At 52.5% G+C, this 25,451-nt stretch carries 24 protein-coding genes; 18 read left to right on the top strand and 6 right to left on the bottom strand.

The annotated features are described in order from the left end of the window. Window positions 1–15 precede the first annotated feature (15 nt). On the top strand, window positions 16–693 hold the full coding sequence (locus tag WKR14_RS18115) for a DedA family protein (RefSeq protein WP_226685310.1): 678 nt from the start codon (window positions 16–18) through the stop codon (window positions 691–693). Between the two features lie 54 nt (window positions 694–747). On the opposite strand, the gene priA is transcribed toward WKR14_RS18115, so the two are convergent. Continuing rightward, entirely contained in the window at window positions 748–2,943 is a 2,196-nt protein-coding gene (priA, locus tag WKR14_RS18110; protein WP_335921435.1) for a primosomal protein N', read from the bottom strand. Between the two features lie 240 nt (window positions 2,944–3,183). Between priA and WKR14_RS18105 the strand changes: the two genes are divergently transcribed. From WKR14_RS18105 to WKR14_RS18060, 10 genes are all read left to right on the top strand, one after another. Then, window positions 3,184–4,005 (top strand): FimV/HubP family polar landmark protein, encoded by an 822-nt coding sequence (locus WKR14_RS18105; protein ID WP_335921434.1) that lies wholly within the window; start codon window positions 3,184–3,186, stop codon window positions 4,003–4,005. A gap of 125 nt (window positions 4,006–4,130) precedes the next feature. Then, entirely contained in the window at window positions 4,131–4,343 is a 213-nt protein-coding gene (rpmE, locus tag WKR14_RS18100) for a 50S ribosomal protein L31 (RefSeq protein WP_025009259.1), read from the top strand. 166 nt (window positions 4,344–4,509) lie between these two features. Next, on the top strand, window positions 4,510–4,944 hold the full coding sequence (gene tnpA / locus WKR14_RS18095; protein ID WP_208138538.1) for an IS200/IS605 family transposase: 435 nt from the start codon (window positions 4,510–4,512) through the stop codon (window positions 4,942–4,944). Window positions 4,945–5,234: 290 nt separating this feature from the next. Beyond that, entirely contained in the window at window positions 5,235–6,440 is a 1,206-nt protein-coding gene (locus WKR14_RS18090; protein ID WP_117199825.1) for an IS256 family transposase, read from the top strand. A gap of 642 nt (window positions 6,441–7,082) precedes the next feature. Beyond that, the gene (locus WKR14_RS18085) at window positions 7,083–8,045 is read left to right on the top strand and encodes a DmsE family decaheme c-type cytochrome (protein ID WP_226685312.1); all 963 of its coding nucleotides are present in this window, start codon (window positions 7,083–7,085) and stop codon (window positions 8,043–8,045) included. Window positions 8,046–8,060: 15 nt separating this feature from the next. Then, complete coding sequence (locus WKR14_RS18080; protein WP_071475517.1) at window positions 8,061–10,055, top strand: MtrB/PioB family decaheme-associated outer membrane protein; 1,995 nt, start codon at window positions 8,061–8,063, stop codon at window positions 10,053–10,055. A gap of 28 nt (window positions 10,056–10,083) precedes the next feature. Then, window positions 10,084–12,600 carry a DMSO/selenate family reductase complex A subunit gene (locus tag WKR14_RS18075; RefSeq protein WP_039034825.1) on the top strand — a complete coding sequence of 839 codons (2,517 nt, stop codon included), beginning with the start codon at window positions 10,084–10,086 and terminating at the stop codon, window positions 12,598–12,600. A gap of 14 nt (window positions 12,601–12,614) precedes the next feature. Continuing rightward, window positions 12,615–13,295, top strand: coding sequence for a DMSO/selenate family reductase complex B subunit (locus tag WKR14_RS18070; protein WP_039034824.1), 681 nt, complete (start codon window positions 12,615–12,617; stop codon window positions 13,293–13,295). Between the two features lie 50 nt (window positions 13,296–13,345). Further along, entirely contained in the window at window positions 13,346–14,008 is a 663-nt protein-coding gene (locus tag WKR14_RS18065; protein WP_071475516.1) for a TorD/DmsD family molecular chaperone, read from the top strand. 12 nt (window positions 14,009–14,020) lie between these two features. Further along, on the top strand, window positions 14,021–14,461 hold the full coding sequence (locus WKR14_RS18060; protein ID WP_039034823.1) for a hypothetical protein: 441 nt from the start codon (window positions 14,021–14,023) through the stop codon (window positions 14,459–14,461). Window positions 14,462–14,476: 15 nt separating this feature from the next. Here the strand turns inward: WKR14_RS18060 and WKR14_RS18055 are convergent, their stop codons facing one another. From WKR14_RS18055 to arfB, 3 genes are all read right to left on the bottom strand, one after another. Then, window positions 14,477–14,857, bottom strand: a complete 381-nt coding sequence (locus WKR14_RS18055) for an acetyl-CoA carboxylase biotin carboxyl carrier protein (RefSeq protein WP_039034822.1) — start codon at window positions 14,855–14,857, stop codon at window positions 14,477–14,479. 41 nt (window positions 14,858–14,898) lie between these two features. Beyond that, entirely contained in the window at window positions 14,899–15,342 is a 444-nt protein-coding gene (gene aroQ, locus WKR14_RS18050) for a type II 3-dehydroquinate dehydratase (RefSeq protein ID WP_039034821.1), read from the bottom strand. Window positions 15,343–15,501: 159 nt separating this feature from the next. After that, the gene (arfB, locus tag WKR14_RS18045; protein WP_071475514.1) at window positions 15,502–15,918 is read right to left on the bottom strand and encodes an alternative ribosome rescue aminoacyl-tRNA hydrolase ArfB; all 417 of its coding nucleotides are present in this window, start codon (window positions 15,916–15,918) and stop codon (window positions 15,502–15,504) included. Window positions 15,919–16,088: 170 nt separating this feature from the next. On the opposite strand from arfB, the gene WKR14_RS18040 reads away from it, so the two are divergent. The 7 genes from WKR14_RS18040 (at window position 16,089) to WKR14_RS18010 (ending at window position 24,198) form a co-directional block, all read left to right on the top strand. Continuing rightward, a complete protein-coding gene (locus WKR14_RS18040) occupies window positions 16,089–16,454 on the top strand; it encodes an STAS/SEC14 domain-containing protein (RefSeq protein ID WP_025009267.1) in 366 nt (121 codons plus the stop codon). 79 nt (window positions 16,455–16,533) lie between these two features. Continuing rightward, the gene (locus tag WKR14_RS18035; protein ID WP_039034819.1) at window positions 16,534–16,710 is read left to right on the top strand and encodes a DUF3012 domain-containing protein; all 177 of its coding nucleotides are present in this window, start codon (window positions 16,534–16,536) and stop codon (window positions 16,708–16,710) included. Window positions 16,711–16,809: 99 nt separating this feature from the next. After that, window positions 16,810–17,205 carry a hypothetical protein gene (locus WKR14_RS18030; RefSeq protein WP_418354536.1) on the top strand — a complete coding sequence of 132 codons (396 nt, stop codon included), beginning with the start codon at window positions 16,810–16,812 and terminating at the stop codon, window positions 17,203–17,205. 271 nt (window positions 17,206–17,476) lie between these two features. Next, complete coding sequence (locus WKR14_RS18025) at window positions 17,477–18,745, top strand: TolC family protein (RefSeq protein ID WP_335922041.1); 1,269 nt, start codon at window positions 17,477–17,479, stop codon at window positions 18,743–18,745. A gap of 80 nt (window positions 18,746–18,825) precedes the next feature. Beyond that, window positions 18,826–19,884 (top strand): efflux RND transporter periplasmic adaptor subunit, encoded by a 1,059-nt coding sequence (locus WKR14_RS18020; protein ID WP_335922050.1) that lies wholly within the window; start codon window positions 18,826–18,828, stop codon window positions 19,882–19,884. Between the two features lie 10 nt (window positions 19,885–19,894). Further along, complete coding sequence (locus tag WKR14_RS18015) at window positions 19,895–23,101, top strand: CusA/CzcA family heavy metal efflux RND transporter (protein WP_335922042.1); 3,207 nt, start codon at window positions 19,895–19,897, stop codon at window positions 23,099–23,101. Window positions 23,102–23,274: 173 nt separating this feature from the next. Further along, window positions 23,275–24,198 carry a cation diffusion facilitator family transporter gene (locus WKR14_RS18010; RefSeq protein ID WP_335922043.1) on the top strand — a complete coding sequence of 308 codons (924 nt, stop codon included), beginning with the start codon at window positions 23,275–23,277 and terminating at the stop codon, window positions 24,196–24,198. A 1-nt stretch (window position 24,199) separates the two neighbouring features. Here the strand turns inward: WKR14_RS18010 and WKR14_RS18005 are convergent, their stop codons facing one another. Together WKR14_RS18005 and WKR14_RS18000 are read right to left on the bottom strand one after the other, a co-directional pair. Then, complete coding sequence (locus tag WKR14_RS18005; protein ID WP_143078327.1) at window positions 24,200–24,781, bottom strand: TetR/AcrR family transcriptional regulator; 582 nt, start codon at window positions 24,779–24,781, stop codon at window positions 24,200–24,202. 73 nt (window positions 24,782–24,854) lie between these two features. Further along, complete coding sequence (locus WKR14_RS18000) at window positions 24,855–25,406, bottom strand: carboxymuconolactone decarboxylase family protein (protein WP_052248157.1); 552 nt, start codon at window positions 25,404–25,406, stop codon at window positions 24,855–24,857. Window positions 25,407–25,451 lie beyond the last annotated feature (45 nt).

Here is a 25,451-nt window from a genome sequence, read left to right as displayed (position 1 = left end):
TCAATGGAGATATAGATGCTGGACTCCATCACCACAGTGTTACAAGCCATTTGGCAACAGGATTTTACCGCGCTGCATGCTCCGGGTATCGCCCTGAGTATCTATGTGTGCATCTTCAGTTTTATTTTCCTGGAGAGTGCTTTGCTGCCGGCGGCCCCCTTGCCTTGTGACAGTGTGGTAATCCTCTCAGGCACCCTGGCGGGGATGGGGATCCTCAACCCTTGGCTGGTGTTTCTGTTGTTGTTTGTGGCGGCTGCAGGCGGCAGTTATTTGGCGTTTGTTCAGGGGCGGCTGCTCAATCGTTTGCCCAAGGTGCAGGGCTGGGTCTACAAGGTGCCGCCCGACAGCCTGGCGGCAGTGGATAAACTCCTTGCTCGCCATGGGTTGGTGGCACTCTTCTGTGCCCGTTTTCTGCCGCTGGTGCGTTCGCTGTTGCCTTTGGTGATGGGCGTGCGCATGGCCTGTATCAAGAGCTTCTATTTTTTTGCGGCCCTGAGCGCCTTCTTCTGGGTGGGGCTGTTGGTATCACTGGGCTATATGATGCCGTTTCTGCCGGAGCGGATCAGCAAGCTGTTGACCATGGTGCTGATGGCGGCGCCGGTGATCACTCTGGTATTGGCGCTCGGCAGTTGGCTGACCTATAAGTTGCTGCGCAAGCCGCAGGATAAGCAGGGGCCTCACGGTCAATTCTGAGCCGGATTAAAGCTGTTAAAGGGAATTGGAGCAGATCCTGCGGACTCTTATCAATTACAGCAGATCCTGAGGATCTCGATCCAGACTCCAGCGGCAGCGCTTGGCCTCGGGCAGCTGTTCGGCCTGAGGTAACAGCTGTTCAAACACCTGTTGCAGCCTGCGTCTATCCTTGGCCTGGGCCAACAACTGGCGTCGATACTTGCCCGCCTTGCGATCCAGCGGCGCCGGCAGCGGGCCTATCACTTCAAAATCCTTGTCCATGGGTAACATGACGGCGAAGGCTGCCAGAAAGGCATCGGCATCCTCGGCGCGGTGTGATTCGGCGCGGATCAGCACCATATGCCAGGCCGGGGGCAACAGTGCCTGCTGGCGTTCATTGAGCTGACTGCGGGCAAACTCGCCATAGCCTCTGTGAAGCAGGTCCCTGAGTAAGGGGTTGTCGCTCTGATGGGTCTGCAGCAGCACAGTGCCAGGCTTGTTGGCGCGACCGGCGCGACCTGCTACCTGGGTATAGAGTTGGCCGAATCGCTCTGGAGCTCGAAAATCGGCGCTGAACAGTGCGCCATCCACATCCAGCAGCCCCACCAGGGTGACATCGGGAAAATGATGTCCCTTGGCCAACATCTGGGTGCCTACCAATATCTTGTATTCGCCGCGATGAATAGCGCTTAAGTGCTGTTCCAGCGAGCCTTTACGGCTGGTCGTATCCCGGTCGATTCGCACCACGGGATACTCGGGAAACTCCTTGCTGAGCGCCGCCTCCAATTGCTCCGTGCCTATGCCCTGGCCTTGTAACATGGTGCTGCCGCAGTTGTGGCACTGGCGTGGAATCGCGTATTGGTTGCCGCAGTGGTGGCAGCGAATTTCGCCGAGTGATTGGTGCAGGGTGAAAAATGCATCACAGCGATCGCACTCATGCAGATGGCCACATTCGTGGCACAGCAGGGCTGGGGCAAAGCCGCGGCGATTGAGAAACAGCAACACCTGGTTACCGGCCTGCAGATGCAGGCGCATCTCGTTCAGCAGCGGTTGCGACATGCCCGCCTGCAGCGGTTGGTTGCGGATATCTATCAGTCCCTGACGCACCTTGAGGGCATTGCCGGCCCGCTCTCCCAATTTTAGATGCTGATAGCGGCCGCTGAGGGCGTTTTGCAGGCTCTCCAGCGACGGCGTCGCGCTGCCCAGCAGCACAGGAACCTGCTCCAGGTGGCCACGCATGACGGCCAGATCCCGGGCGTGATAACCCACGCCTTCCTGCTGTTTGAAACTGCTGTCGTGTTCCTCATCGAGAATGATGATCCCGGGCCAGGCCATGGGAGTGAACAGCGCCGAGCGGGTGCCGATTATGATGGCCGCCTCGCCACTGCGGGCCAGGCGCCAGGCGTCGAGGCGCTGCTTGTCGGTCAGGCCGGAATGGATCACGGCAACCGTGACTTTGAATCTGCGTTTGAACCTGTTAATGGTTTGCGGCGTCAGGCCGATTTCCGGCACCAGGATCAGCGCTTGTTTACCTGCTTTGAGTATGGTTTCCAGTACCGCCAGATAGACTTCTGTCTTGCCTGAGCCTGTGATCCCTTCCAGCAAGCTGCACTGATAGCCGCTCTGGGCATTGAGGCTGGCGACCGCCACGGCTTGCTCTGGGTTGAGTCTGTGGGGTTCTTCCCCCAGTTCAAGCTTTTGCCGCCATTCAAGATTGGCGCTGACTGACCGCTCTCTCTGCTCGGCCCAGCCCTTGTCCAGCAGCCCCTTGATGGCACTCTTGCTCAGCTCCAGTGCATTGACGTCTTCAGTGGTCAGCTCCCCCAGTTTGAGCTGTTGCAGCAGTTTGCGTTGGGCGGGAGCCCGTTTCAACGACTCCAGCGTGGCCTCCTGGCCCGCACTGGTCAGACACAGATAACTGATTTTCTCCGGCGCGGCATCGGCACCCTTGCGCAGCGCTACCGGTAGGGCCTGGGTCAACATCTGCCCCTGGCTGCAGAAATAGTATCTGGCGGCCCAGAGGGTCAGTTGGTACAGCGCCGGTGGCAGCAATGGCGCGCTGTCCAGCACTTGATATACCGGCTTGAGTTGTTTGGGCTCGAGTTCGCACTCATCACTCAGGCCTGTCACCAGGCCTATGAGTTGCTGGCGGCCAAAGGGCACCCGCACCCGCATCCCCGGCTCGAGTGGCCAGGGACAGGCTTTGGGCATCAGGTAACTGAAGTTCTGCCGCATGGGAACGGGAAGGGCAACTTCGACAAACTGCGGCATAGTCAGAATTTTCGCAAATGATCACGGCACATGTTGCCCGTCAGTTTACTCAGGCTAGAATGAGAGAACCAGCCCCGGAAACAAAAAGCTGCAAAAACCGCAGCTTGAATTTGCTGACTTAACGAATCCAAACCAAAGAACCTAAACCAGAGAACCTAAGCCCGAGGATCCAAGCCGGATAGCTTAAACTGGGTAATTTAAAATCAAACAGAGAGGATAGGGATGAGAGCGGGTTTACTGATGCTTGTACTCATGTTGCTAACGTTTGTTACCAGAGCAGAAACCGCCCATGTCAGTATCAATCAAAGAATGTTTGAGCTTGGGCACCTGCCCATGCTCAAGGTCAATGTGGTGGCCGACAGTGAGGATATGACTCGGCTGGAGTTTATTGTCAGGCAGCAAGGTGCGGCGGAAAAACTCATGGTGCAACCCATTAACCGTTACATGGTGTTGCTGCTGGGGATAGATGAAGTGACCGACAAGCAGGCAGAATTGTTGGTGCGGGAATACCGAATCAATCGCTGGCATGAACTCAAACGCTTGCCCTTGTTCGATACATCGGTGCCTGTGGCGCTGCGTTCCAACCGTGCCCGGGTCTTTGGTGAGCAGATGCCGAGTGAGTCACAGCGGGCTGCAGTGCAAGCCACAACAGGAGCAAGCGAAGCTGTGCAATTGTCAGCCGTTCAAGCTCAAAGGGTTCAAGAGGTCGCCGTTCAAGCCGATGCCGAGCCTCAAAGTCCTGGTATGTCCTCGGCCTCTCAAGCCGTTGCCGCGCCAGACTCACAGGTGAAGGCGCCGCCAATTGAGAAGCGTGAGCCGGGATGCATGCTGGATTTCGATGGTACGGAAACCCTCTGGCGGGTGGCCAGCCGCTACGCCGAGAACAACCATACCCATGTCTATGGCGCCATGCTGGCTATTTTTGAGGCCAATCCCAAGGCCTTCAGCCGCGGTAATATCCGCAACCTTCGCAGTGATGCCAAGCTGCACTGCCCCAGTAGCCGCTTGCTGCAGTCCTATGAGGATAAAGCCGCGGCCAAAGAAAAGTTCGAGCAGATGTAGTCACCTACTTGTCAGCGCTGGGCAGATACTGTACTATTCTGCGCCCTGAACTTTTGATATTAACCGCATGTGGTGTCCGACTTCGGGTTGGAAGAGCGACATGGCCTTAACTTGAGGTAACCCCAATGAAACCAGGTATCCATCCTGAATACGCAGAAATCACTGCAACTTGTACTTGTGGCAATGTCATCAAAGTAAACTCTACTGCAGGCAAAGCTCTGCACTTGGACGTTTGCGGTGCATGTCACCCTTTCTACACTGGTACTCAGAAAGTTGTTGATACCGGTGGTCGTATCGACAAGTTCAACAAGCGTTTCGGTATGCTGGGCAAGAAGTAATTGCCACTGCAACCAATCGAAAAGGCGTCCATGGGACGCCTTTTTTGTTTTCAGCCCCTAAACCACCTACTTCAGTAGGTGGTTATCATCAATTTAGGCTTGGCCTGTAAAGGCTACCCATGCTAATTGCTCTTTTGATTTTTAGCGAAGTCAAAGGACAAAAAGCATGAGTAGATACGAGCAAGCATCGCATGTGTATTGGCGATGTCAATATCATATAGTTTGGACTCCAAAGTACCGTTTTAGGATTCTCAAAAACAAAGTAGGTAAGGATGTTTACCGCTGTATTCACGTTTACAGTGAGCAACTTGGGTGCAAAGTAGTAGAGTTAAATGTTCAGGTAGACCATGTTCATTTAGTTATAAAAGTTCCGCCAAAGTTATCGATATCAAGACTGATGGGAGCGCTCAAAGGCAAAATAGCACTAAAACTATTTAGTAAATATCCGCACTTGAGGAAGAACAAAATGTGGGGTAACCATTTTTGGCAGCGAGGATACTTTGTTGATACGGTTGGAATAAATGAAGAGATAATAAGGCGTTATGTCCGGCATCAAGAGAAAGAAGAAAAGCAGGAGCAAGCTCAGTTAACGCTGGAGTAAACAACGCCCCCTTTGAGGGGGCATATACAAAGCCACCTTCTTCAGAAGGTGGATTCTTTACTGCTTCAGGAGTCATGCTGTTGTGACTCAGTTCGGAGGCTTCCTGGTTAATGAGAGTTTGATGTTGAGTAGTGTTTGCCGTCGGGCCTGTTATCTAGAGATGTGAGTGTTACACCCTGGGTTCCAGGGGAATTGCAGTGAGCCACGCATTGCATCCAGTAGCCGATGCAGGGCGGTAGTGTTCATAAATCTGTGTCATTTGAGTAATATACACCCAAAAGGATATTCAAATGACCAAACCTACATTCGACATGGAAGCCGCCATTGAAGCTCTGCGTGCAGGTAAAGACCTGACCGGCAAAGATGGTATTCTCACCCCACTCATTAAACAGCTTACTGAAGCGGCCCTCAATGTTGAGCTCGACCAACATCTTGAAGATAAGCAGCCTGGTAATCGCAGAAATGGCAAGACCAGTAAGACACTGAAGACCGCTACCGGTAGCTTTGAGCTGCATACTCCGCGTGACCGAGATGGCACCTTCGAGCCTCAGGTTGTAAAAAAGAACCAGACATACCTGACCGATGAGATGGAGCGGAAAATCATTGCGCTATTTTCACTGGGCACAAGTTATCAGGATATTCGTGCCCATATCGCCGATATCTACGGCATTGAAGTCCCCAATGGCACCATCAGCGCCATTACTGATAAACTGCTACCTGAGCTTCAGGCTTGGCGTGAACGTGATTTAGAAGCCCTGTATCCCATCCTCTGGCTTGATGCTATTCACTATAAAATCAAAGAGAATGGCCGCTTTGTCAGCAAAGCTGTGTACACCATTCTGGCGCTCAATGTAGAAGGAAAAAAGGAGCTGTTGGGCTTGTATATCTCAGACACTGAAGGTGCACATCAGTGGCTAAGTATACTAACCGATCTTCATAGTCGCGGTATTAAAGACATCCTGATTGCCTGTGTCGATGGCCTTAAAGGCTTCCCTGAAGCCATTGAAACCATTTACCCACATACAGAGGTGCAGTCATGCATCATTCATCAAATTCGTAACTCAATGAAATACGTAGCGTCTAAAAACCAGAAGGCGTTTATGGCTGATTTAAAGTGTGTCTATAAAGCCACAACCCTCAATGCAGCTGAGATGGCGCTGGACGAGCTAGAAGCCAAATGGGGCGACAAATATCCTGTGGTCATCAAGTCCTGGCGCAACAAGTGGGCGCTGTTATCGACCTATTTTAAGTACCCGGAATACGTGCGTAAGGCTATCTACACCACGAACGCGGTTGAGGCCGTACATCGTCAGTTTCGTAAACTGACGAAAACCAAGGGTGGTTTTGCCAACGAGAACAGTTTACTCAAACTGCTCTACGCCGGTATATTGAAGGCTCAGGAGCGGTGGTCACACCCGATTCAAAACTGGAATTTAACGCTATCTCAGCTGTCCATCCATTTTGAAGGACGACTGGATGCTCACATCGATCTGTGATTTTTAACGTGACACAGAATTTTGAACACCCTCTGCAGGGCACACATGGGACTTGTTCACAGCTTCCTTATGTTCAATATTTACGGGAGTGATACCTCTTATTTGCATGCTTTTTATCCCATCCGACAAGTTAACTCAGAGTGCTGATGGAACTTGTTAAAACCTTTCTTATTCCTAATCCTGAAAATAAAGTTATTTATTAAATAATAAAATGCTTATCAATAATTGAAATAATATATGTCCTATATGATTTTCATTCTCATATTCGTTGTTTATGTTTTAATAATACATATTTTTTGAGTCTTTTTAAATTGTGATTCATATCAATCATGCAATTATTATGCAGCTATTTCGTTGTTACATTTTGTTTCGTTAATTATTTCAACCTCTGCCCATTTGGTTAACGACTTTGTTTTTTTAATTGTTATTCAAGGTGTTATCTTTAGTCAATTTATTGGCATTTATTGGTTATGATGTGATTTTGAGTGATCGGTGTCATATTGTTGTGTTGTTTTGTATGTTCATCCCAAATTTGAAATATGGAAATGCAACATTTGATAATTCGAAAAGTGAATGCCTTAGAATTGTGTTTGGGAGAAAACGGTCTCCTTTTTAAGTGAAATAGATAATAAAGGCCGGAGAATGATTAAATCTATCAATAAAGGCTGGAGTTTTTGCCTATATGCGCTAAGCGCTGTCTTATTGTTTTCAACTGCTTTTGTTCAGGCTACCCCTTGGGATAATTTAACTGCAACCGAGCTTGAACAGCAATTAACTGAAAAGTTCAGTGATGGGAAATATTCCCCTAAAGGCGCAGACTCCTGTCTGATGTGCCATAAAAAAGATCCCAAAGTTATGGCGCTGTTTAAAGGAACCCATGGCGGGATGAATAATAGCCGTTTACCTATGGCTGGACTTCAATGTGAAGCTTGTCATGGCCCCATGGGTAAGCATAACCGTGGCGGTAAGGAGCCTATGATAAGCTTCGGCCCGGAGTCCAAACTCTCAGCTGAAAGTCAGAATAGTGTTTGCCTTGATTGTCACCAGAATACGGAACAGATGGCTTGGCACAACAGTTTGCATAATCTGGAGCAGGTAGCCTGTGCCGATTGCCATCAGGTGCATGCCGCCGAAGACCCCATGCTCAATCCTTTGCGGATCAACGAGGCCTGCACCAGCTGCCATACCCGTGCCAAGGCCGATATGAGCAAGCGTTCATCCCATCCGCTCAAGTGGGATCAGATGACCTGTATCGATTGCCACAACCCTCATGGTTCCTTGACCGAAAGTGCACTGAAACAGAGCAGTATCAATACCACTTGCTATGAATGTCATGCCGACAAGCGTGGCCCTGTATTGTGGGAACATGCTCCTGTGGTGGAAAACTGCGCCAACTGCCACAACGCTCACGGCAGTGTGAACGAAGCCTTGTTGAAAGCCCGGGTACCCCAGTTATGTCAACAATGCCATGCCGACGATGGTCATGCCTCAAGAGCTGTATCTCAAAGTGGTATTAACGCTTTTGGCTCCGGCAAGAGTTGTTTGAACTGCCACAGCCAAATCCATGGTTCTAATCATCCAGCCGGCAGTGTGCTGTCCCGTTAAGCAGGAGTGTTGAAGATGAGATTTCCTTTGAATCTGTTGACTGTGGCACTACTGGGTGTTTCAGGAACTGTTGTGGCTGCCGATTTTGGGGTTAGCCGTGCCAATACAGATAAGGTCAATACTGCCGGTTTTCAATGTCGGCAGTGTCAGTTGACGCCAGGCTTGGCCGGTGAGGCTACAGTGAATGCCGGGTACAACGACAGTGATGATATCCACAGCGGTAATGCTTTTGGTGATGATCATGATGGTATCGTCGCCAGTGTCGATGCTGCACTTGGTTACCGCACCGAAAACGGGTATCGCAGCCAACTGCGGGCCCATAATTTGGGTCAGGATAACGGCTTTGTCAGCCTTAAAAGCGGTCGCCCCGGCAAGTACCAGATGACGCTGGATTATCGCAGCTTGACCCGTTATGAGAACGGCAACGTTGGCACCGGACTTTGGCATAACCAGGGTATGCTGCAACCCGATGATACCCTGCGTTACCTGGATCTGGAACTGGAGCGGCAGCAGGCTGGAATAGGCTTTCGCTATGACTTCGGTCAATTGGCCCAAATCGGTGACCTGAGCAGCTATGTTCGCTATGACAGAGAGGAAAAACAGGGCCACCGCAGTGCCAGTTTGATGACTCCAAGGCCGGTCAACTTCGCTTTGCCGGTGGATGAGAGCAACGACAAGTTGCGGGCCGGGTTACAGCTCAGCGGCGACAATTGGTTTACTGAATTGGCGTATCAAGGTAGCCAATACAAGAATGACATCAACAATTTAAGTCTGCCTTATGCCAGTGATATCTACAGCGCCGCACCGGACAATCAGGCCCATCAACTGACATTGAACGGCCAGTACCGGTTGAGCAACACGGTGATCAGCGGCCGGGCAATTGCCGGACGGATGATCCAGGATGAAGGCCTGATCCAGATGACGGGAAATCCGCTGCAAAGCTGGGATGGTCAGGTAGATACCCTGGACGCCAATCTGGCCGTCAGCACCTTGGTCAATAGTCGTTTGCGCCTGGGGGGACAATTGGATTACCGCAAGCGCGACAATGATTCTACTGTTGCCGAATTTGTGCAGCTTGAATTCAACCCAGTCAGTGGCGCTATTCGGCAAAATCCTTTGCTGGATTCTGAACGTCAGGCACTGAAACTCAATGCCAGCTACCGCTTGGCGCCGGGTTACCGACTCCAGACTGGTTACGACTTCAAACAGCTTGATCGCAGCTATGGTGAGCGGGAAGAAACCCGTGACCACAACCTGTGGGCCAAGCTGGGTATGCAGCTTTTTACTCCGCTGAAGCTTGATCTGAAAGCCAGTTTTGGTGAGCGGGATGGCAGCCGCTATGAGGCGGCCGAACTGACCTCCAGCGAAACCCAGAGCCTGCTGCGCAAGTATCACCTGGCTGATCGACGCCGGACCGCAATGGAACTTGGGTTGCAGTACACACCGCTGAGCTGGATGACGTTGGACCTGAACAGTCACTATGCCTTTGATGATTATCAAGAAACAGTCATTGGTCTTACTGAATCCCGCGATTATGGCTATGACCTGAACCTGACAATGCAGTTGAGTAAGCAACTGAGTGTTTACGGTTTCGTTGGCCAGCAGTGGATTGCATCGAAACAGAGTGGCGACCAAAGCGCGACTTGGTATGGCGACATCGATGACAGCTTTATCAACCTTGGGGCAGGTATCGCCTATAGCGGCTTGCTGGACGACCGCCTGACCTTGGGGGCTGACTATCAATTTGCCGATTCCGAGGGGGAAACCTGTATTGGAAGCGCTCAGTACGATGACTATTACAGTTTTAATCATAGTGTTGAGCTATACGGCCGCTACCACTTGAATGATGCCATGGCTCTGAAAGTGTCGTACCGGTACGAGCGTTACTTCGATACCGATGGCAGCGATGTCGGTATTGATGCCGTCACCGGCCTGACTACTTTGGGCGTATTGAATCATAACTATAACGCCCATCAGCTGATGTTCTCTTTCAGCTACCTGTTGCCTTGAGCAAACTTAAATCGTGAGGATAAATATAATGGAACGCAGAAGTTTCTTGAAAATGAGTGCCGCCCTGGGTTGCGCTGCAACAGTGTCTGGCTGTAATTCCAGCTCTGATGACGCCAATGTTGTCCCGCCAAAGCCACCTGTCAGTGATGAGCAGATAAACTGGTCATCCTGCTTGGTTAACTGTGGCTCCAACTGTCCGATTAAAGTGTTCAGTCGTGATGGCATTATTACCCGGGTAGAGACAGATCATGAGGTAGAAGATGTCTACGGTCTTCATCAAATTCGTGCCTGCGCCCGTGGTCGTTCGTTGCGCCAACGTGCATATGCACCGGATCGCCTGAAAACACCAATGAAACGGGTAGGGGAAAGGGGAGAAGCCAAGTTTGTGCCGATCACCTGGGATGAAGCAACTCAAACCATCGCAGATAATTTGCAGCGGGTGATCAATCAATATGGTAACAAAGCCGTATTCCGCAGCTATGGCTCAGGCGCCTATTATGGCTTTGCCTCCAATGCCTGTTTTAACCGCTTGTTTAACCTGGTAGGTGGTTGCCTTAACGCTTACGGCAACTACTCTTGGGCTCAGCAGATGGAAGCGGCCAAACATACTTTCGGGACAGGGAGTACTCAAGGCTCGTCGACCATAACTCTGGAACACAGTGACTTTTTCCTGGGCTTTGGTTACAACCCAAGTGAAATTCGTCAATCCGGATCGGGTGAAGGGTACGACTACCTGCAGGCCTTGATGAAAAATAATGGCCTTAAAGTGGTGATGATTGATCCTCGCTATACCGATTCTATGCTGGGCAAAGAGTCCATGTGGTTGCCTATTCGTCCCGGAACCGATGCGGCGTTTGCCGAAGCTGTTGCTTTCGAGATGATCAGCACAGGTTGGGTAGATGCCAATTCACTTGGCTTTATCAATGAGTATGCAGTGGGGTATGACGCGGCCTCCATTGAGAAACAAAAAGCATTGTTTGCTGCTAGCAGTGATGCCAAAGAGCAAGAATATGCGGCCTGTATGGACAGCAGCGATAACTACCATGATTACATCATGGGGGTTGGTAAGTTTGCCGCTCAAGGCGCGCGCACGCCTGAATGGGCCGAGAAAATTACTGGCATCAGCGCTGCTTATATCCGTCAGGTGGCCGAAGATCTGATGAATGCCAAGGCTCCCTATATTGTGGCAGGTGCCGGGGTTAACCGCCAGGCCAACGGTGAACAGAGTATGCGTGCCCTGTATATGCTTTCTGTACTGACAGGTAAGCTGGGTACTCTGGGGGCGTCCAATGGTGAACTGCCTTATATGAGCAGCATGTCACGTGCAGGTATTCCCACGGGTTCCAACCCGGTTAAGGAAGCTATCTCCTTCTTTACCTGGACTGAAGCGATTGAAAACGGTGAGAATTTTACTGCACGTACTCACGGTATTCGCGGAACTGCGGATCCCGATGAGAAACTGGGCAGCAATATTCATTTTGTGTTCAGTGCCTCGGATAGTTCTTTGCTGAACCAGCACGCTGAAATCAATAACACAGCGCGTATTTTACGTGATGCTGAAGACTTGTTTATCGTTTCCTGCGATTGCTGGATGACTCCAGGGGCTAAGTTTGCCGATATCATACTTCCCGATACCAGTTGGCTGGAGTCCAATGACTTGGTGAATGACTCATATGCCTCAGGTTCGCTTGGGTATTTGACCGCCATGTCTGCCGCGGTAAAACCTATGTGGGATTGTAAGTCCATGTATGAAGCCGCTGCTATGATCGCAGAGAAAATGGGTGTTGGTCAGCTGTTCACTGAAGGCAAAACCGAAGCTGATTGGTTGGAAGAACTTTATCAGAAAACCAAGAGTGCCAGTGCAAACCTAGGTGTCAGCCCGGCTTTCCCTGCCAGCTATAAAGAGGCCCAGAAGATAGGGGTATTCCGCAAGAATATGGGCGACAAATATGTTGCTCTGGATAGCTATGTCAATGGTGGTAAAGCGTTATCTACGCCTTCAGGCAAGATAGAGATTTATTCTGCAGAGCTGGCTTGGCGCGCCAAAAACTGGGAACAGAACAAGGTAAAAGGTGACTCCATTACAGCCATTCCTCAGTACACGGTGACTTGGGATGGTTATGAGGATCAGGACGCCATAGATGCAGGCTTCCCGCTGCAACTTGCAGGTTATCACACCAAGGGGCGCACTCACTCCAGCTACCACAACGTGCCTTGGTTGCGTGAGGCTGTGGAAGATGCTGTGTGGATTAACCCCATCGACGCGGCTGCCTATCAGTTGACTGCCGGTGATGTGGTCGAAATGTACAACGAGCGGGGATCTATTGAGGTCAAGGTTCGGGTTACTCCTCGAGTGGCGCCAGGCGTCGTGGCATTGGGGCAAGGGGCCTGGTACCTGGCTGATGCCAATGGCCGCATTGGACAGTCCGGAAAAGTGATCGATGTCGGCGGGGCAATCAATACTCTGACCCGTTATATCCCAAGCCCGGTGGCCAAGGGGAATCCTCAACACACCAACCGTGTTCAGCTCATCAAAAAAGCGTAAGGGAGCACTTGTAAATGAATCAATCTACTCAATACGGCTTTTATGTCGATACCACCAAGTGCACTGGTTGCAAGGCCTGTCATGTATCTTGCAAAGACCGTCAGGGTGATTTGCTGCGCGCCAATAATAAACCTTTGGCCAATGGCGTCCCCAGCCTGAAAGGCGTCACCTGGCGCCGGGTTTATGAATACTGTGGTGGTAGCTGGTCTGTGGATCCCAATACCCAGACTTATAGTCAGGATGTATTTGCTTATTATATGTCCATTGGCTGTAACCATTGCAGCGAACCTGTGTGCGTCAAAGCCTGTCCAACCGGTGCTATGCACAAGCGTCGTGAAGATGGTTTGGTGCATGTCGAAGAGTCTCTGTGTATTGGCTGTGAAAGCTGTGCCAGAGCTTGTCCGTACGACGCACCACAGATAGATAGAGAGCGTAAAGTGATGACCAAATGCGATGGTTGTCACGAACGCTTGGCTGAAGGGCGCCAACCTGTCTGTGTTGAGTCCTGCCCAATGCGAGCGCTGGACTTTGATACCATGGACAACTTGCGCGCCAAGTATGGTGACGGTGATGGTCATATCGCCCCCTTGCCCAGTGAATCGATAACTTCCCCTAACCTGATCATCAAGGCAAACCGCCATGGTCAACCCGCGGGAAGTGGTGCCGGCAAGGTGCTTAACCCTACTGAGGTGTAACTGGAAAACAGGCGCCCGTGGGCGCCTGTTTTTGTCCATCAGGAGATAAGATGTCTAAGTCTTTGTCTAATATAGATTTCATTCAATATCAAGGGATAGCACGTCTTCTGCATCATCTGCTTTACGGCTACCCTAAACCTGAGTTGATCACCGAATTAAAGGTCAATCAAGTTGCCGAGACTTGGCCTGAGCTGGCTGCTCGAGACGGTAACAGGATCGGTAGGGAAGCACTGGCTAACTATTTGCAGCAATGGGACGAGACTCAATTTCTGGATCTGCAACTTGACTATGGACAACTGTTTTTCGGTCCCGGTGAGCCTAAAGCTGTACCTTATGGTTCTGTTTATTTGGGTGAAGAACAAGTGTTGAATGACAGAAGCACTCTGGCGTTGATGGATTTTTATCAGGTTCATGATGTCAGTTTGCAGCTACCGGCAAGGGATCCGGTCGATCATATCGGCCTGTTCTTTAGCGTGTTGGATGCCAGTTTTGGACGCTTGGCAGCAGAGCCGGATAACCAGAGATTAGTGCGTTTTACTCAGGTATTACTGCAACAGCATCTTCTTCCTTGGGCGGAGCGCTGCCTTGAGTTGGCTGCCGAGCATGCACAAACTGAGTTTTATTTTGCAGTTGCATTGCTGGCCAGGGATTTTTTGCTGCAGCTGACAGAGGATTTTAATCTCATACCTATGCCTGCAAGATTGTTTCGGTAAGAGGAGTCTGGGGTGAGTGTTATTCATGCTTTGGGAGCTCAGTGGCAGAAGGCCGAATTTGCAGAGCATTTGGCTAAGGCCCTGGCAACCCGTCCTGCGGTTTGCGAGTTATCCGGTGGGGCTACCTCTTTGACCACCCTGTGTAACCTGGTAGCGGCCATCAGTTATCGGCCCGATGATCCCCGCTTTAGCCAAACACAGATAGATGATGGTCTACTGTTATCTGTATTTTTTGATTGTTTCAGGCTCTTGTTTATCAAGGAAGTACAGCAAGAATCAATCACTCAGGCCGAGCAGCAGATACTGCATTTGGCCCCCAAGTTGGCAGCCGAGCTGTCCGTCGGGGCCCTGAGCGAATCTCAGCAACTGCAGCGGCAGCAATTGTTGGAGATCAGCTCTCAGTTGGAGTCCTTATATACACAGCGACGCCAACTCAGTCGCAATATGGGGTGAAGTTAAACTGAGAGTTTAATCGAGCACAAACAGGGTTTGCTGTAGCCCTACCGCTTCACCGTTTTCTGCCAGTATGGCTTTCACCGTGCCGCTCTGTTCTGCCTTGACCGGATTGAGGGATTTCATGGTTTGCACATAGCCCAGTACTGTGCCCGGCTCAACTTCTGTGCCCAATTCCACCAAGGGGACGCCATGGTCGCCGGCGCTGCGTAAAAAGGTGCCGGCCACAGGCGCCAACACTTGCACGCTGTCATTACCAATACTGAAACAGGCCTGGGGTTGTTGTGGGCCAAAACGGCGGATACGCACGGCTTCCTGGCCTTCAGTGATTTCCAGCTCATTGATGCCGGATTCCTGCACCAATTCGATCAGTTTTTTGATTTTACGTATGTCCATTGTCATTCTCAGTACTAAAGGGTGACAGGACCTTCCTTTGCTCAGCCTTGTTTAAGCGCCTCTATGGCGGCTTCCAGGGCAAATTCATAACCCTTTGGCCCCAGTCCCACTATCACTCCTTTGGCCTTGTCGGAAAAGAAGGAATGATGGCGAAACGGCTCCCTGGCATGCACATTGGAAAGGTGCACTTCAATGAAAGGAATGGCGACCCCCAGCAGGGCATCTCTGAGTGCCACGCTGGTGTGGGTAAAGGCGGCCGGGTTGATGATCACAAAACCGGCATCTGTGTTGTGGATAGCTTCTATGAGCTGGTATTCGGCATTGGACTGAATATGCTCCAGTTTTACTCCGGCGGCAAGCGCCTTGTCCTGCAATCCCTGCACCAGTTGCTCCAGCGTCCGCTGGCCGTAATGTTCCGGCTCTCTGCGACCAAGCAGGTTGAGATTGGGGCCATTCACCAAGAGTATTTTTGCCTGACTGCTCATATTGTTTTCCTTGCCTTAAGGGAGAGTTCGCACCTGAATTTGTGCCTCCCTGATTTCAGCAAAAGCTGTCGAATTTGTCGACCAATAGCCGCACAATCGCTGCACATTCCTTTCAGTTGCCAGCAATTATTGTCTATTCCGGCGGCAAGACTGGTCTTATCAGAAGCGGATTTTATTCTGCCGCAGCGATTTCACTTCACCGCGTTGCTTTTTGCTATCGACCCGGCGCCTTTGGCTGGCGCGGGTGGCCTTGGTGGGAATACGTTTCTTGGTTACTTCGCCGACCGAAGCAACCAGTTCGATAAACTGTTGTAAGGCTGTCTGGCGGTTGGCGTCCTGGCTGCGGCTCTGTTGGCATTTGATAATGATCTTGCCGCTTTGAGTAATGCGGTGATCTGTCTTGGTCAGCAGCTTTTCCTTGTAGAAGTCCGGCAGCGATGAGGCCTTGATGTCGAAGATGAGTTGCGCCGCCGTGGAGACTTTATTCAGGTGCTGGCCTCCGGCACCACTGGAACGGACAAATTGCCATTCGATTTCATTTTCTGAAACTTGGACACGGTTTGAGATCTTTATCATGGCAAAATAATTGTTTTTTGAGGCAGTCGCTATATTACCATCCCATGGAAGCGTTTACTTCCTCCATAGTGCGGAGAGTCTTGTAAGACTAAACTTCCTGTATGGGATAACCCATAGTCATCAGATGCCGTGCCATAAGCCGGTATCGAAGGTTCAATGGAGCTTTGCTTATGTTGTGTCAAATTCCGGATATTGCCAAAGGCGTGATCAGCTTGTTTGCCAGTGGCCGTATCACTGCCGAGGATTACCGCACATATCTGCGTCCCGCCATCAAGAGTTACCGCCAGGAGTGGGGCCAGGTCTGTCTTTATATAGAGGCAGATGTATTGTTGGAAGGCTGGGAGATGGCCTCCCTCTCGGGAGCCGGTGAAGTGCAACTGCCTCCATTTGATGCCTTGGTGTTTGTCGGTGGCCCGGATTGGGTCGGCAATGCGGTGCGTCTGCTGGGGCCCTTTGTCAGCGCTGAACTGGCTTGGTATCCGCTGGAACATAAAGACGAGGCTATTCGTTGGATAGCCAAACGTTCGGCCTGCTAGTTGTCAAAACCGCCTATAGGGTAAAGCCGGTTATTCTGCTATTCTGTGGCGATTAAGTAACTCAGATAAGGAAATTTCGATGTCATTATCCAAAATTTTTGCTGCATCTTTGGCGCTGGCTTTTGCCGCTGGATTGAGTGCTTGTGCCCCTGAAGTGGGCAGCGAAGCTTGGTGTAAGCAGATGGATGAAAAGCCCAAGGGTGATTGGAGCGCCAATGAAGCGGCCGATTACGCCAAACATTGTGTGTTTAAATAACTGAACTTTATCTTGGCCTGTAGGTCTATTTGGGCACGGGCCATTTTTTACCCTTAACCGGAATTATCCTTGACTGTATTTGTCCGCAAACTGACTCATATGCTTATCGCCTTGGTGGTGCTGCAATTTTGCGCCGCTAATCTTGGCGCGCATCAGTTGCATCTGGGCAATCCGGCTGAGGAAGAGAGTAACCATCCTCATCTCAAGTTTGTCACCGAAGTCACAGTGATCAGCCAGTGTATCGATTGTACCTGTGAGTCAGAGACTTCATCCGGGATGGAGGTTTCCCGAGCGACTCATAGTCATCTGCATTCTCATACTGAGTCCCAACAGTTTGATCTCTGCCTCGACTGTCAATGTCATGGTGGTCACCTGTCTTTGCCGGTGACTCTGGCTCAGAGCCCGACTCCCTTGATGCACGCCAGGCCCCAGAGTCTGGAGCCCGCTTTCCAACCCTATTTCTCCACCCCAGATTACCGCCCCCCAATAGCTTGATTAACTGATTTCAGTGTTTGTGGTGCCCAGGCATGGTTTGCCTGTATTCCATGGCGCTTGTCTTGAGCTGTCTGTAGTCAGAGCCTTTAACCGCTTTATTTCAACAGCTTGAATCATCTCATGCGCTTTGGCTGATATAGCCGCAGCATTCTGATCAGTATTCGACTCAACACACAAAACGTTAACCATTGACTTTAGATTTAACTCTAAGGTTTAACCTTTGGTCACACGATTTCATCGTGGCCATATAGGTCTTTCCCAAGGAAAGTTTATGTTGAAATTTATAGTCTCCATGAGTCTATTTGGGCTGGGAACACTAGTCTCGCAACCGGCGTTTGCCGCCGAGAAGCCGGATACTTCCTATCTTGTTGGTGGCACCGAGTCCGAAGTGTCATTGGCTTGGCTCGAGCAGCTGATGCGGCAGATGACGACTTTACCCGAGTTTCAGGCTCAGGAAGCGAGGATCCGCGAGGCCCAATATCTGGCCCAGGGCGCCGATCGCGCCATCTACAACCCCGAGTTGGGCTTGAGTTATCAAAATGCACCGGAAGATGACACCTACAACCTGTCTCTCAGCCAAACCATTGACTGGGGTGATAAGCGCGCCGCAGCCAGTGCATTGGCGCTCAAACAGTTGATGTTGCTGAAGAGTGATATCGCTATTGAACGTTCCCGCTTGTATGCCGAGGTATTGCAGGCCCTGGTCGATCAGAGTCTGGCCAAGAAGAAGCTGATGTTTGTGCGGGCTCAGAATAATTACGGTGAGCAGCAGTTGCAGATAGCCAGGCAAAGAGCCGAAGTCGGTGATCTGTCCCAGGCAGAATTGAATCTGATGGAGTTGGAACAGGCCAGTGCCATCAGTGATCTGGCTTTGGCCCAGAAAGCGTTGCTGGATGCCGATACCCGTATTCTGGCGCGTTTTGGCCGGGCAGAGCTGCCCTTTGGCAGCTTCGCCGACCGGCTAGAGTTGCCCGCGACCGAGGCGCCCGTGCCGGCACTGAATAGTGCCGGGTTGCAACTTGAGTTGGCGCGGCTGCAAGTCAATCAAGCCAAGGCTCAAGCAGCGGCTGACCCCAATATCAGCCTTAGTGCCGAGAGAGAAGGTTCAGATAACAAGTTGGGGATTGGGGTATCTGTGCCACTGCAACTGCGTAACGACTACAGCGAGTCGATCAAGGCGGCTATGGAGGCGGTTACCGCCGCCAGCGCCCAGTTCCAAAGCATTGAGATGGCACTTAAACAACAGCAACAGCAGTTTAGCTACAGCTTACCCAGATTAAAACAGAGCTGGCTTGACTGGCAACAGCAGGCTTTGGTGGCCGGTCGCAAGGCGGCCGAGCTTTTGGGGCAACGCTGGCGCAGCGGCGATCTTAGCACCAGCGACTATTTGACCAGTCGGCGGCAATTGGCCAGCAGTTTTCAGGCCGGTCTCGAACTGGAAGCCGCCCTCTATCAAAGTTGGCTCGAGTGGATGGGCGCTTCGGGGCAACTGCCCGGCGCACTGCCGAAAATAGCCGTATCCCAGGAGAATGCCCAATGATAGCCCCATACACACTAAGGTACCGGACAATGAACAAGACTTTACAATACCCACGGCTACAAGCCGCTTTACTGGCGCTGATGTTGGGGCTGTCCAGCCCTTTGACTATCGCCGCCGAAGATGGACATGAAGATGAGCATCAGGCGCTGCAGCTCTCAAGTGAACAACGCCAACTGGCGGGCATTCAGATCCAAGAGGTCAGCGTCGGTGGCTTTAGCCTCAATGCTGTTGCCAACGCCACCTTACTGGTGGATCGCGAGCGTACTGTGGTGCTGACGCCGCAGCTGGAAGTACGGGTGTTGGAACGGCATGTGGTGCCGGGGCAAGAGGTAAAGGCGGGGGATCCTTTGCTGACCTTGGGTGGTGCCGCGGTGGCCCAGGCTCAGGCCGATTATATCAATGCCGCTGCCGAGTGGAGCCGGGTTAGCCGCATGAGTGAGAGCGCCGTCAGTGCCAGTCGTAGGTTGCAGACTCAGGTCGATGCCAGTCTGAAACGCGCCATTCTCAAGTCATTGCAGATGACGGATCAACAGATAAAGGCGCTGGAAAGCCGGCCCCAGGAGATAGGTCAATATCAGTTGTTGGCGCCCATTGATGGCCGGGTGCAGCAGGATGAGGCGCGCCTCGGGCAGTTGCTCGGCGCCGGTAGCCAACTGTTGCAGCTAACCGATGAGCGCTCGCTGTGGGTGGCCGCCGAGCTGACTCCTGCGCAGGCCGAAGGCTTGGGTGAAGGTAGTGAGACTCTGGTGCGGATTGGCGATCGCAGTGTCAGTGCCAGCGTGATAGGCCGCTCCCATGAGTTGTCCAGTGTGACCCGTACCGAGCGGGTGCTGGCGCGGTTGGATAACACTCAGGTGCGTTGGCATGCAGGTCAATTTGCCGAACTGTTTTTGCCCGATCCTCGCGGTGAAGGTGTGATGTTGCCGGATGCGGCATTGAGCCGGAGTGGCGATGGCGACTGGCAGGTGTTTATCGAAGATGATGACGGTTTCGAGGCCAAAGAGGTGCAACTGCTGGCCAGTGAACGCGGCATGAACCTGGTATCCGGCATAGAGCCTGGAACTCGGGTTGTTACCGCCGGAGCCTTCTTCCTGGCATCCGAGCTGGCCAAGTCCGGCTTCGACATCCACAACCATTGAGGAAAGCACTATGCTGCAATCGTTAATAGATTGGGCTATCCGCAACCGCTTTCTGGTGTTGCTGGCCTTGATTGTTGTTTTGGTGGTGGGGGTGTTTGCCCTGCCAAAGCTTAATCTGGATGCCTTTCCCGATGTGACCAATGTGCAAGTCACTGTCAATACCGAAGCCGAGGGACTGGCGGCCGAAGAGGTGGAAAAACTCATCTCTTATCCGGTGGAGTCCAGCATGTACTCACTGCCTGCGGTGACAGAAGTTCGTTCACTCTCCCGCACCGGACTTTCCATAGTGACTGTGGTGTTTGAGGAAGGCACAGATATCTACTTTGCTCGTCAGCAGGTGTTTGAACAGCTGGCCACCGCCAAGGAGATGATCCCGGATGGAGTCGGGGTGCCGGAAATCGGCCCCAACACCTCGGGTCTTGGGCAGATTTATCAGTACATTCTGCGAGCCGAACCGGACAGTAATATCGGCGCCGATGAGCTGCGTAGTCTCAACGATTATCTGGTGAAGCTGTTGCTGATGCCGGTTGGTGGCGTGACCGATGTGCTCTCTTTCGGTGGCGAAGTGCGTCAGTATCAGGTCAGGGTCGATCCCAATAGGCTGCTGGCTTACGGTTTGTCTATGTCACAGCTGGAGCAGGCGCTGAATGCCAACAACCGCAATGCCGGCGGCTGGTTTATGCCCAACGGTCAGGAGCAACTCGTGGTGCGTGGTTATGGTTTGTTGCCTGCGGGTCAGGCCGGGCTGGACGCCATAGGCCGCATTCCGGTGAGCGAATACCAGGGCACACCGGTCATTGTCTCCGATTTGGCCGAAGTGGGCTTTGGCAGTGAAATCCGGGTCGGCGCCGTCACCATGACCCGTCGGGACGACAATGGAGAAGCCAAGGCCTTGGGCGAAGTGGTTGCCGGGGTAGTGCTCAAAAGAATGGGCGCCAACACCAAGGCGACTATCGATGATATCGCCGAGCGCGAGCAGTTGATCAGCCAGGCGCTGCCCGAGGGGGTGACCTTCGAGGTGTTCTACGATCAGGCTGACTTGGTAACCAAGGCGGTGACCACAGTGCGTGATGCCCTGTTATTGGCCTTTGTGTTTATCGTGGTGATCCTGGCACTGTTCCTGGTCAACGTACGGGCCACCTTGCTGGTATTGCTGTCAATTCCAGTCTCCATTTTGTTGGCATTGCTGGTGATGAGCTATCTGGGAATGTCGGCCAACCTGATGTCGCTCGGTGGTTTGGCGATCGCCATAGGTATGCTGGTGGATGGTTCTGTGGTGATGGTGGAGAACATCTTCAAACATCTGAGTGAGCCGGATAGGCGCCACCAAGACCAGGCGCGGCAGCGCAGCGATGGCGAGGAAGACCCTTACCATGGCGAAGAAGACCAACACAGAGGCTCGATTGCCATGCGGGTATGGCAGGCCGCCAAAGAGGTGTGCAGCCCGGTGTTCTTTGCTACGGCGATCATCATAGTGGTGTTTGCGCCGCTGTTTGCCTTGCAAGGGGTCGAAGGCAAGCTGTTTCAGCCGATGGCGGTGAGTATCATTCTTGCGATGATCTCGGCGCTGTTGGTGGCACTGTTGGTGGTGCCGGCACTGGCCGTTTATCTGTTCCGCAAGGGGGTGACTTTCCGGCAAAGCCCAGTATTGGCACCGCTTGAGCGGGCCTACCGCCCGCTGCTGCAAAAGGTATTGACCTCGCCTGGCAAGGTGGGCCTGGTGGCGGTAGTCATGTTGGGCATGAGCCTGTCGCTGCTACCAAAGTTGGGTACGGAATTTGTGCCTGAGCTGGAAGAGGGCACCATCAACTTGCGGGTCACCTTGGCACCCACCGCGAGCCTGGAGACCTCTCTGGATGTGGCGCCCAAACTTGAGGCCCTGCTGCTGGAATTTCCCGAGGTGGAGTATGCCCTGTCCCGTATAGGGGCACCTGAACTGGGCGGCGACCCTGAGCCGGTGAGCAATATTGAAATCTACATCGGTCTCAAACCGCTGGAACAGTGGACTTCTGCAAATAGTCGCGCCGAACTGCAACGCCTGATGGAGCAGAAACTCAGTGTCTTCCCCGGATTGTTGCTGACCTTTTCCCAGCCGATCGCTACCCGGGTTGATGAACTCCTGTCCGGGGTCAAGGCACAGTTGGCCATCAAGCTGTTTGGCCCGGATCTCGATGTGCTGGCGGAAAAAGGCGAACAACTGTCGAAATTGGTGGCCCAGGTGCCCGGTGCCGTGGATGTGTCTCTTGAGCAGATCACCGGCGAGGCGCAATTGGTGGTGCGTCCCAACAACGCGATGCTGGGACGTTACGGCATCAGTGTCGATGAGGTGATGTCGCTGGTGAGCACAGGCATAGGCGGCAGCAGTGCCGGTCAGGTGATCGACGGCAACGCCCGTTACGATATCAACCTGCGTCTGGCCAACCGTTTCCGCCAGAGCCCGGATGCGATAGCCGATCTGCGTCTGGTGGCCGCCAATGGGGCGCAGGTGCGTTTGGGCGAAGTGGCCGATGTCAGCATAGAGATGGCGCCGCCCAATATCCGCCGTGACGATGTGCAGCGGCGAGTGGTGGTGCAGGCCAACGTCTCCGGCCGGGACATGGGCTCCGTGGTGCAGGATATCTACAACCTGGTGCCCGAAGCCCAACTGCCGCCGGGCTATACCGTGATGGTGGGCGGTCAGTATGAGAACCAGCAGCGGGCCCAACAAAGGCTGAGTATGGTGGTGCCCATCTCTGTGGCACTGATCGCCTTGCTGCTTTACTTCTCCTTTGGCTCTATCAAGCAGGTGGCGCTGATCATGGCCAATGTGCCATTGGCATTGATTGGCGGCGTGCTGGCGCTCTGGCTCAGCGGTACCTATCTATCTGTGCCCAGCTCTATTGGCTTTATCACTCTGTTTGGGGTGGCGGTGCTCAATGGGGTGGTGCTGGTGGATTCAATCAACCAGAGGCGCAACAGCGGCGAGTCGTTGGAACAGGCGGTGTTTGAAGGCACGGTCGGCCGACTGCGCCCTGTGTTGATGACCGCACTGACTTCGGCGCTGGGGCTGATCCCCATTTTGATGTCAACCGGTGCCGGCAGTGAGATCCAAAAGCCGCTGGCCGTGGTGGTGATAGGCGGCCTGCTGAGCTCAACCGCATTGACTCTCTTGGTATTGCCGACCCTGTATCGAGCCCTGTACATCAAGAGCGACAAGGAGCTGGAAACCTTGGAATAACAGCTGATTTACTCTGATAGAGAAGCATTGTACAGATTGGAGCGTGACGCCCTAAAGTGGAAGATGAGAGCCGCTTTGGGTTATGGCCGGACTGCCTACCTGGCCTGCGTCTAAGGCCTGCCGCTTTGCGGTAGGCCTGGGCAGGGATGCCCCCTTTTATAGGGAAACATGCTATGCAAAAATCTTCTCAAGAATGGCAGGCACTGGAGTTGGAGAATACGGGGCACTTCCACCAAGATAACCCGGATCATGGCGGTCGTCTGGGATTGGCGGTGATCATCAATATCTTACTCACTCTGGCGCAGTTGTTTGGTGGTATTTGGGCTGGTAGTTTGTCATTGATTGCCGATGCTCTGCATAACTTCGGTGACGCCATAGCAATCTTGATAGCTTTAATTGCCCGTAAATTAAGCCGGAAAACCAGTCACCCAGGGATGAGCTACGGCTATAAACGCGCCGAAGTGCTGGGTACCTTTATCAATGCGGCAATCTTATCGTTGGTAGGTGTGTACCTTGTCTATGAGGCTCTGCAGCGTTTCTGGAACCCGCAATGGAGTCAGCAGTCTGTGGACGGTTTGCTGATGTTTTGGCTGGCTGCCCTGGCTTTGATTATCTATATTGGCACTGCTATGTTGACTTATGGTGTCGGGGCCAAGGACAAGATGAATATCCGCGCAGCCTTTGTTCATAATGTATCGGATGCCATGGCATCAGTGGCTGTGTTGGTAGCCAGCGGGCTGATTATCCTTTACCAATGGTATTGGGTCGATCTCCTGGTCACTGTATTGATCTCTGTTTACGTGATCCACCATGGCGCACTGCTATTGGCGGAGTCCGGGCGTATTCTGATGCAGCAGGCTCCGGCTGACTTGGCCCCGGAACTGTTGCAGGAGCAATTGGCCGCCAGACCTGAAGTGGTCAGAGTCGAGTCGATGCACCTGTGGCGTTTGGATGAGAAGCAAAACGTGTTGACTGCGGTGGTCTACCTGGAGCCAGGGTTGGACAGTGTATCGCCCTTGGCGCAGCAGCGGCTCAGATGTTGGTTGAGTCGGCGCACTCAGGGGGCAGAGATAACGCTTGAATGCAGGTTTGCCTGAATCAGCAATCGTCGGCGCCGAGCATGCGTTGCAGCAATTGGCTTAGCCTGGTTATTGTTTCTTGTGGTGTGGCATGGCCGCAGGCCACGGCATTGGCGACTTCATTGATGGCACCATGGATGGCCCAGTACAGCAGTTTACTTTGTGGCGCCGGCAACTGGATGTAATCGGCAAAGAGTTCGCTGTAGAAATCGGTGAAGAAGTCGCGAATATCTGTAGTGATGTTCTGATACTCAGGATAGCCGCGCAGCGCCGCAACTATCGCCTCATACTCGGGGCCGCAGCGTACGGCGCAGTCCAGATAGGCGCAGCAGACCAAAGTGCAAAGCTCTGCCAGCGAGGTTTTTTGCTCCGCTTCGGCTTGTTTCACCGCCTCGACAAATTGACTGTCGTAGTGGCGGTACATCTGTGCCAACAATCCTTGTCGGGTGGCGAAGTGACGATAGGTCAAAGGCTTGGTTACTCCGGCTCTTTGAGCCAGGGTGTTCAAGGTCAGCGCATCGGTACCGGCTTCGCGGACAATCTCACAGGCAACTTCGAGCAACTGTTCCCTGCGCTGATCTTTGAGCATTCTCTTCTTCACGTATCCCCCACAGATAGCTGATTGAATTTAAATTGAAAAAGCGGCAATGCATAGCATTGTCGCTTCTCTTTTGTTACTCAGTATAGGGTTGCAGTGGAACCTTTGGAAAGTCGATTTTTGGCTGCACTGTGTTGTTAACCCAGTTGCTGAAGTTATTCAGACCACTCCAGGCGCAGACTTGCATCACCTTGGCCTCACTGAACCCGGCATCCAAACAGGCCGTTAGCAATGAGTCCGGCAGTTTGCCTCTGTGTTGCAGCAGTGCCAGGGCAACATCCAGCAGCAGTTGATCTTCGCTGTTATCGGCCTTGCCTTGCTGCGCCTTGATGCAGGCGTCGGGGCTGAGTCCGGCACGTTTTCCGGAAAAGCTATGGCCGCTGACACAGTATTCGCAGCCGTTATAGTTGGCAACCGCCAGGGAGATCATCTCCCGCTGGGCCAGGCTCAGCAAACTGTGCTCTTCCAGATTGGCCTCAAACTCCAGATAGCCCTTCATGACCGCGCCATCTATGCCCAGGGCTGAATAGAAGTTGGGGATCACTCCGTAGCGAGCCTTGATCTCCTGCAATATGGGTTTGGCCAGTTCATCGGCATTGTCCAGAGTGCACTTGGTTAACCTTTCCACACTAAAACTCCTGTTGCTGTTATTGGCCGTTTACGGCTTAAGCGC

This window comes from Shewanella chilikensis (assembly GCF_037953065.1).
GTDB classification, from domain to species: Bacteria; Pseudomonadota; Gammaproteobacteria; order Enterobacterales; family Shewanellaceae; genus Shewanella; species Shewanella chilikensis.
The sequence above is the reverse complement of the archived record's forward strand: the minus strand, read 5'-3'. Positions and strand labels throughout refer to the sequence as shown.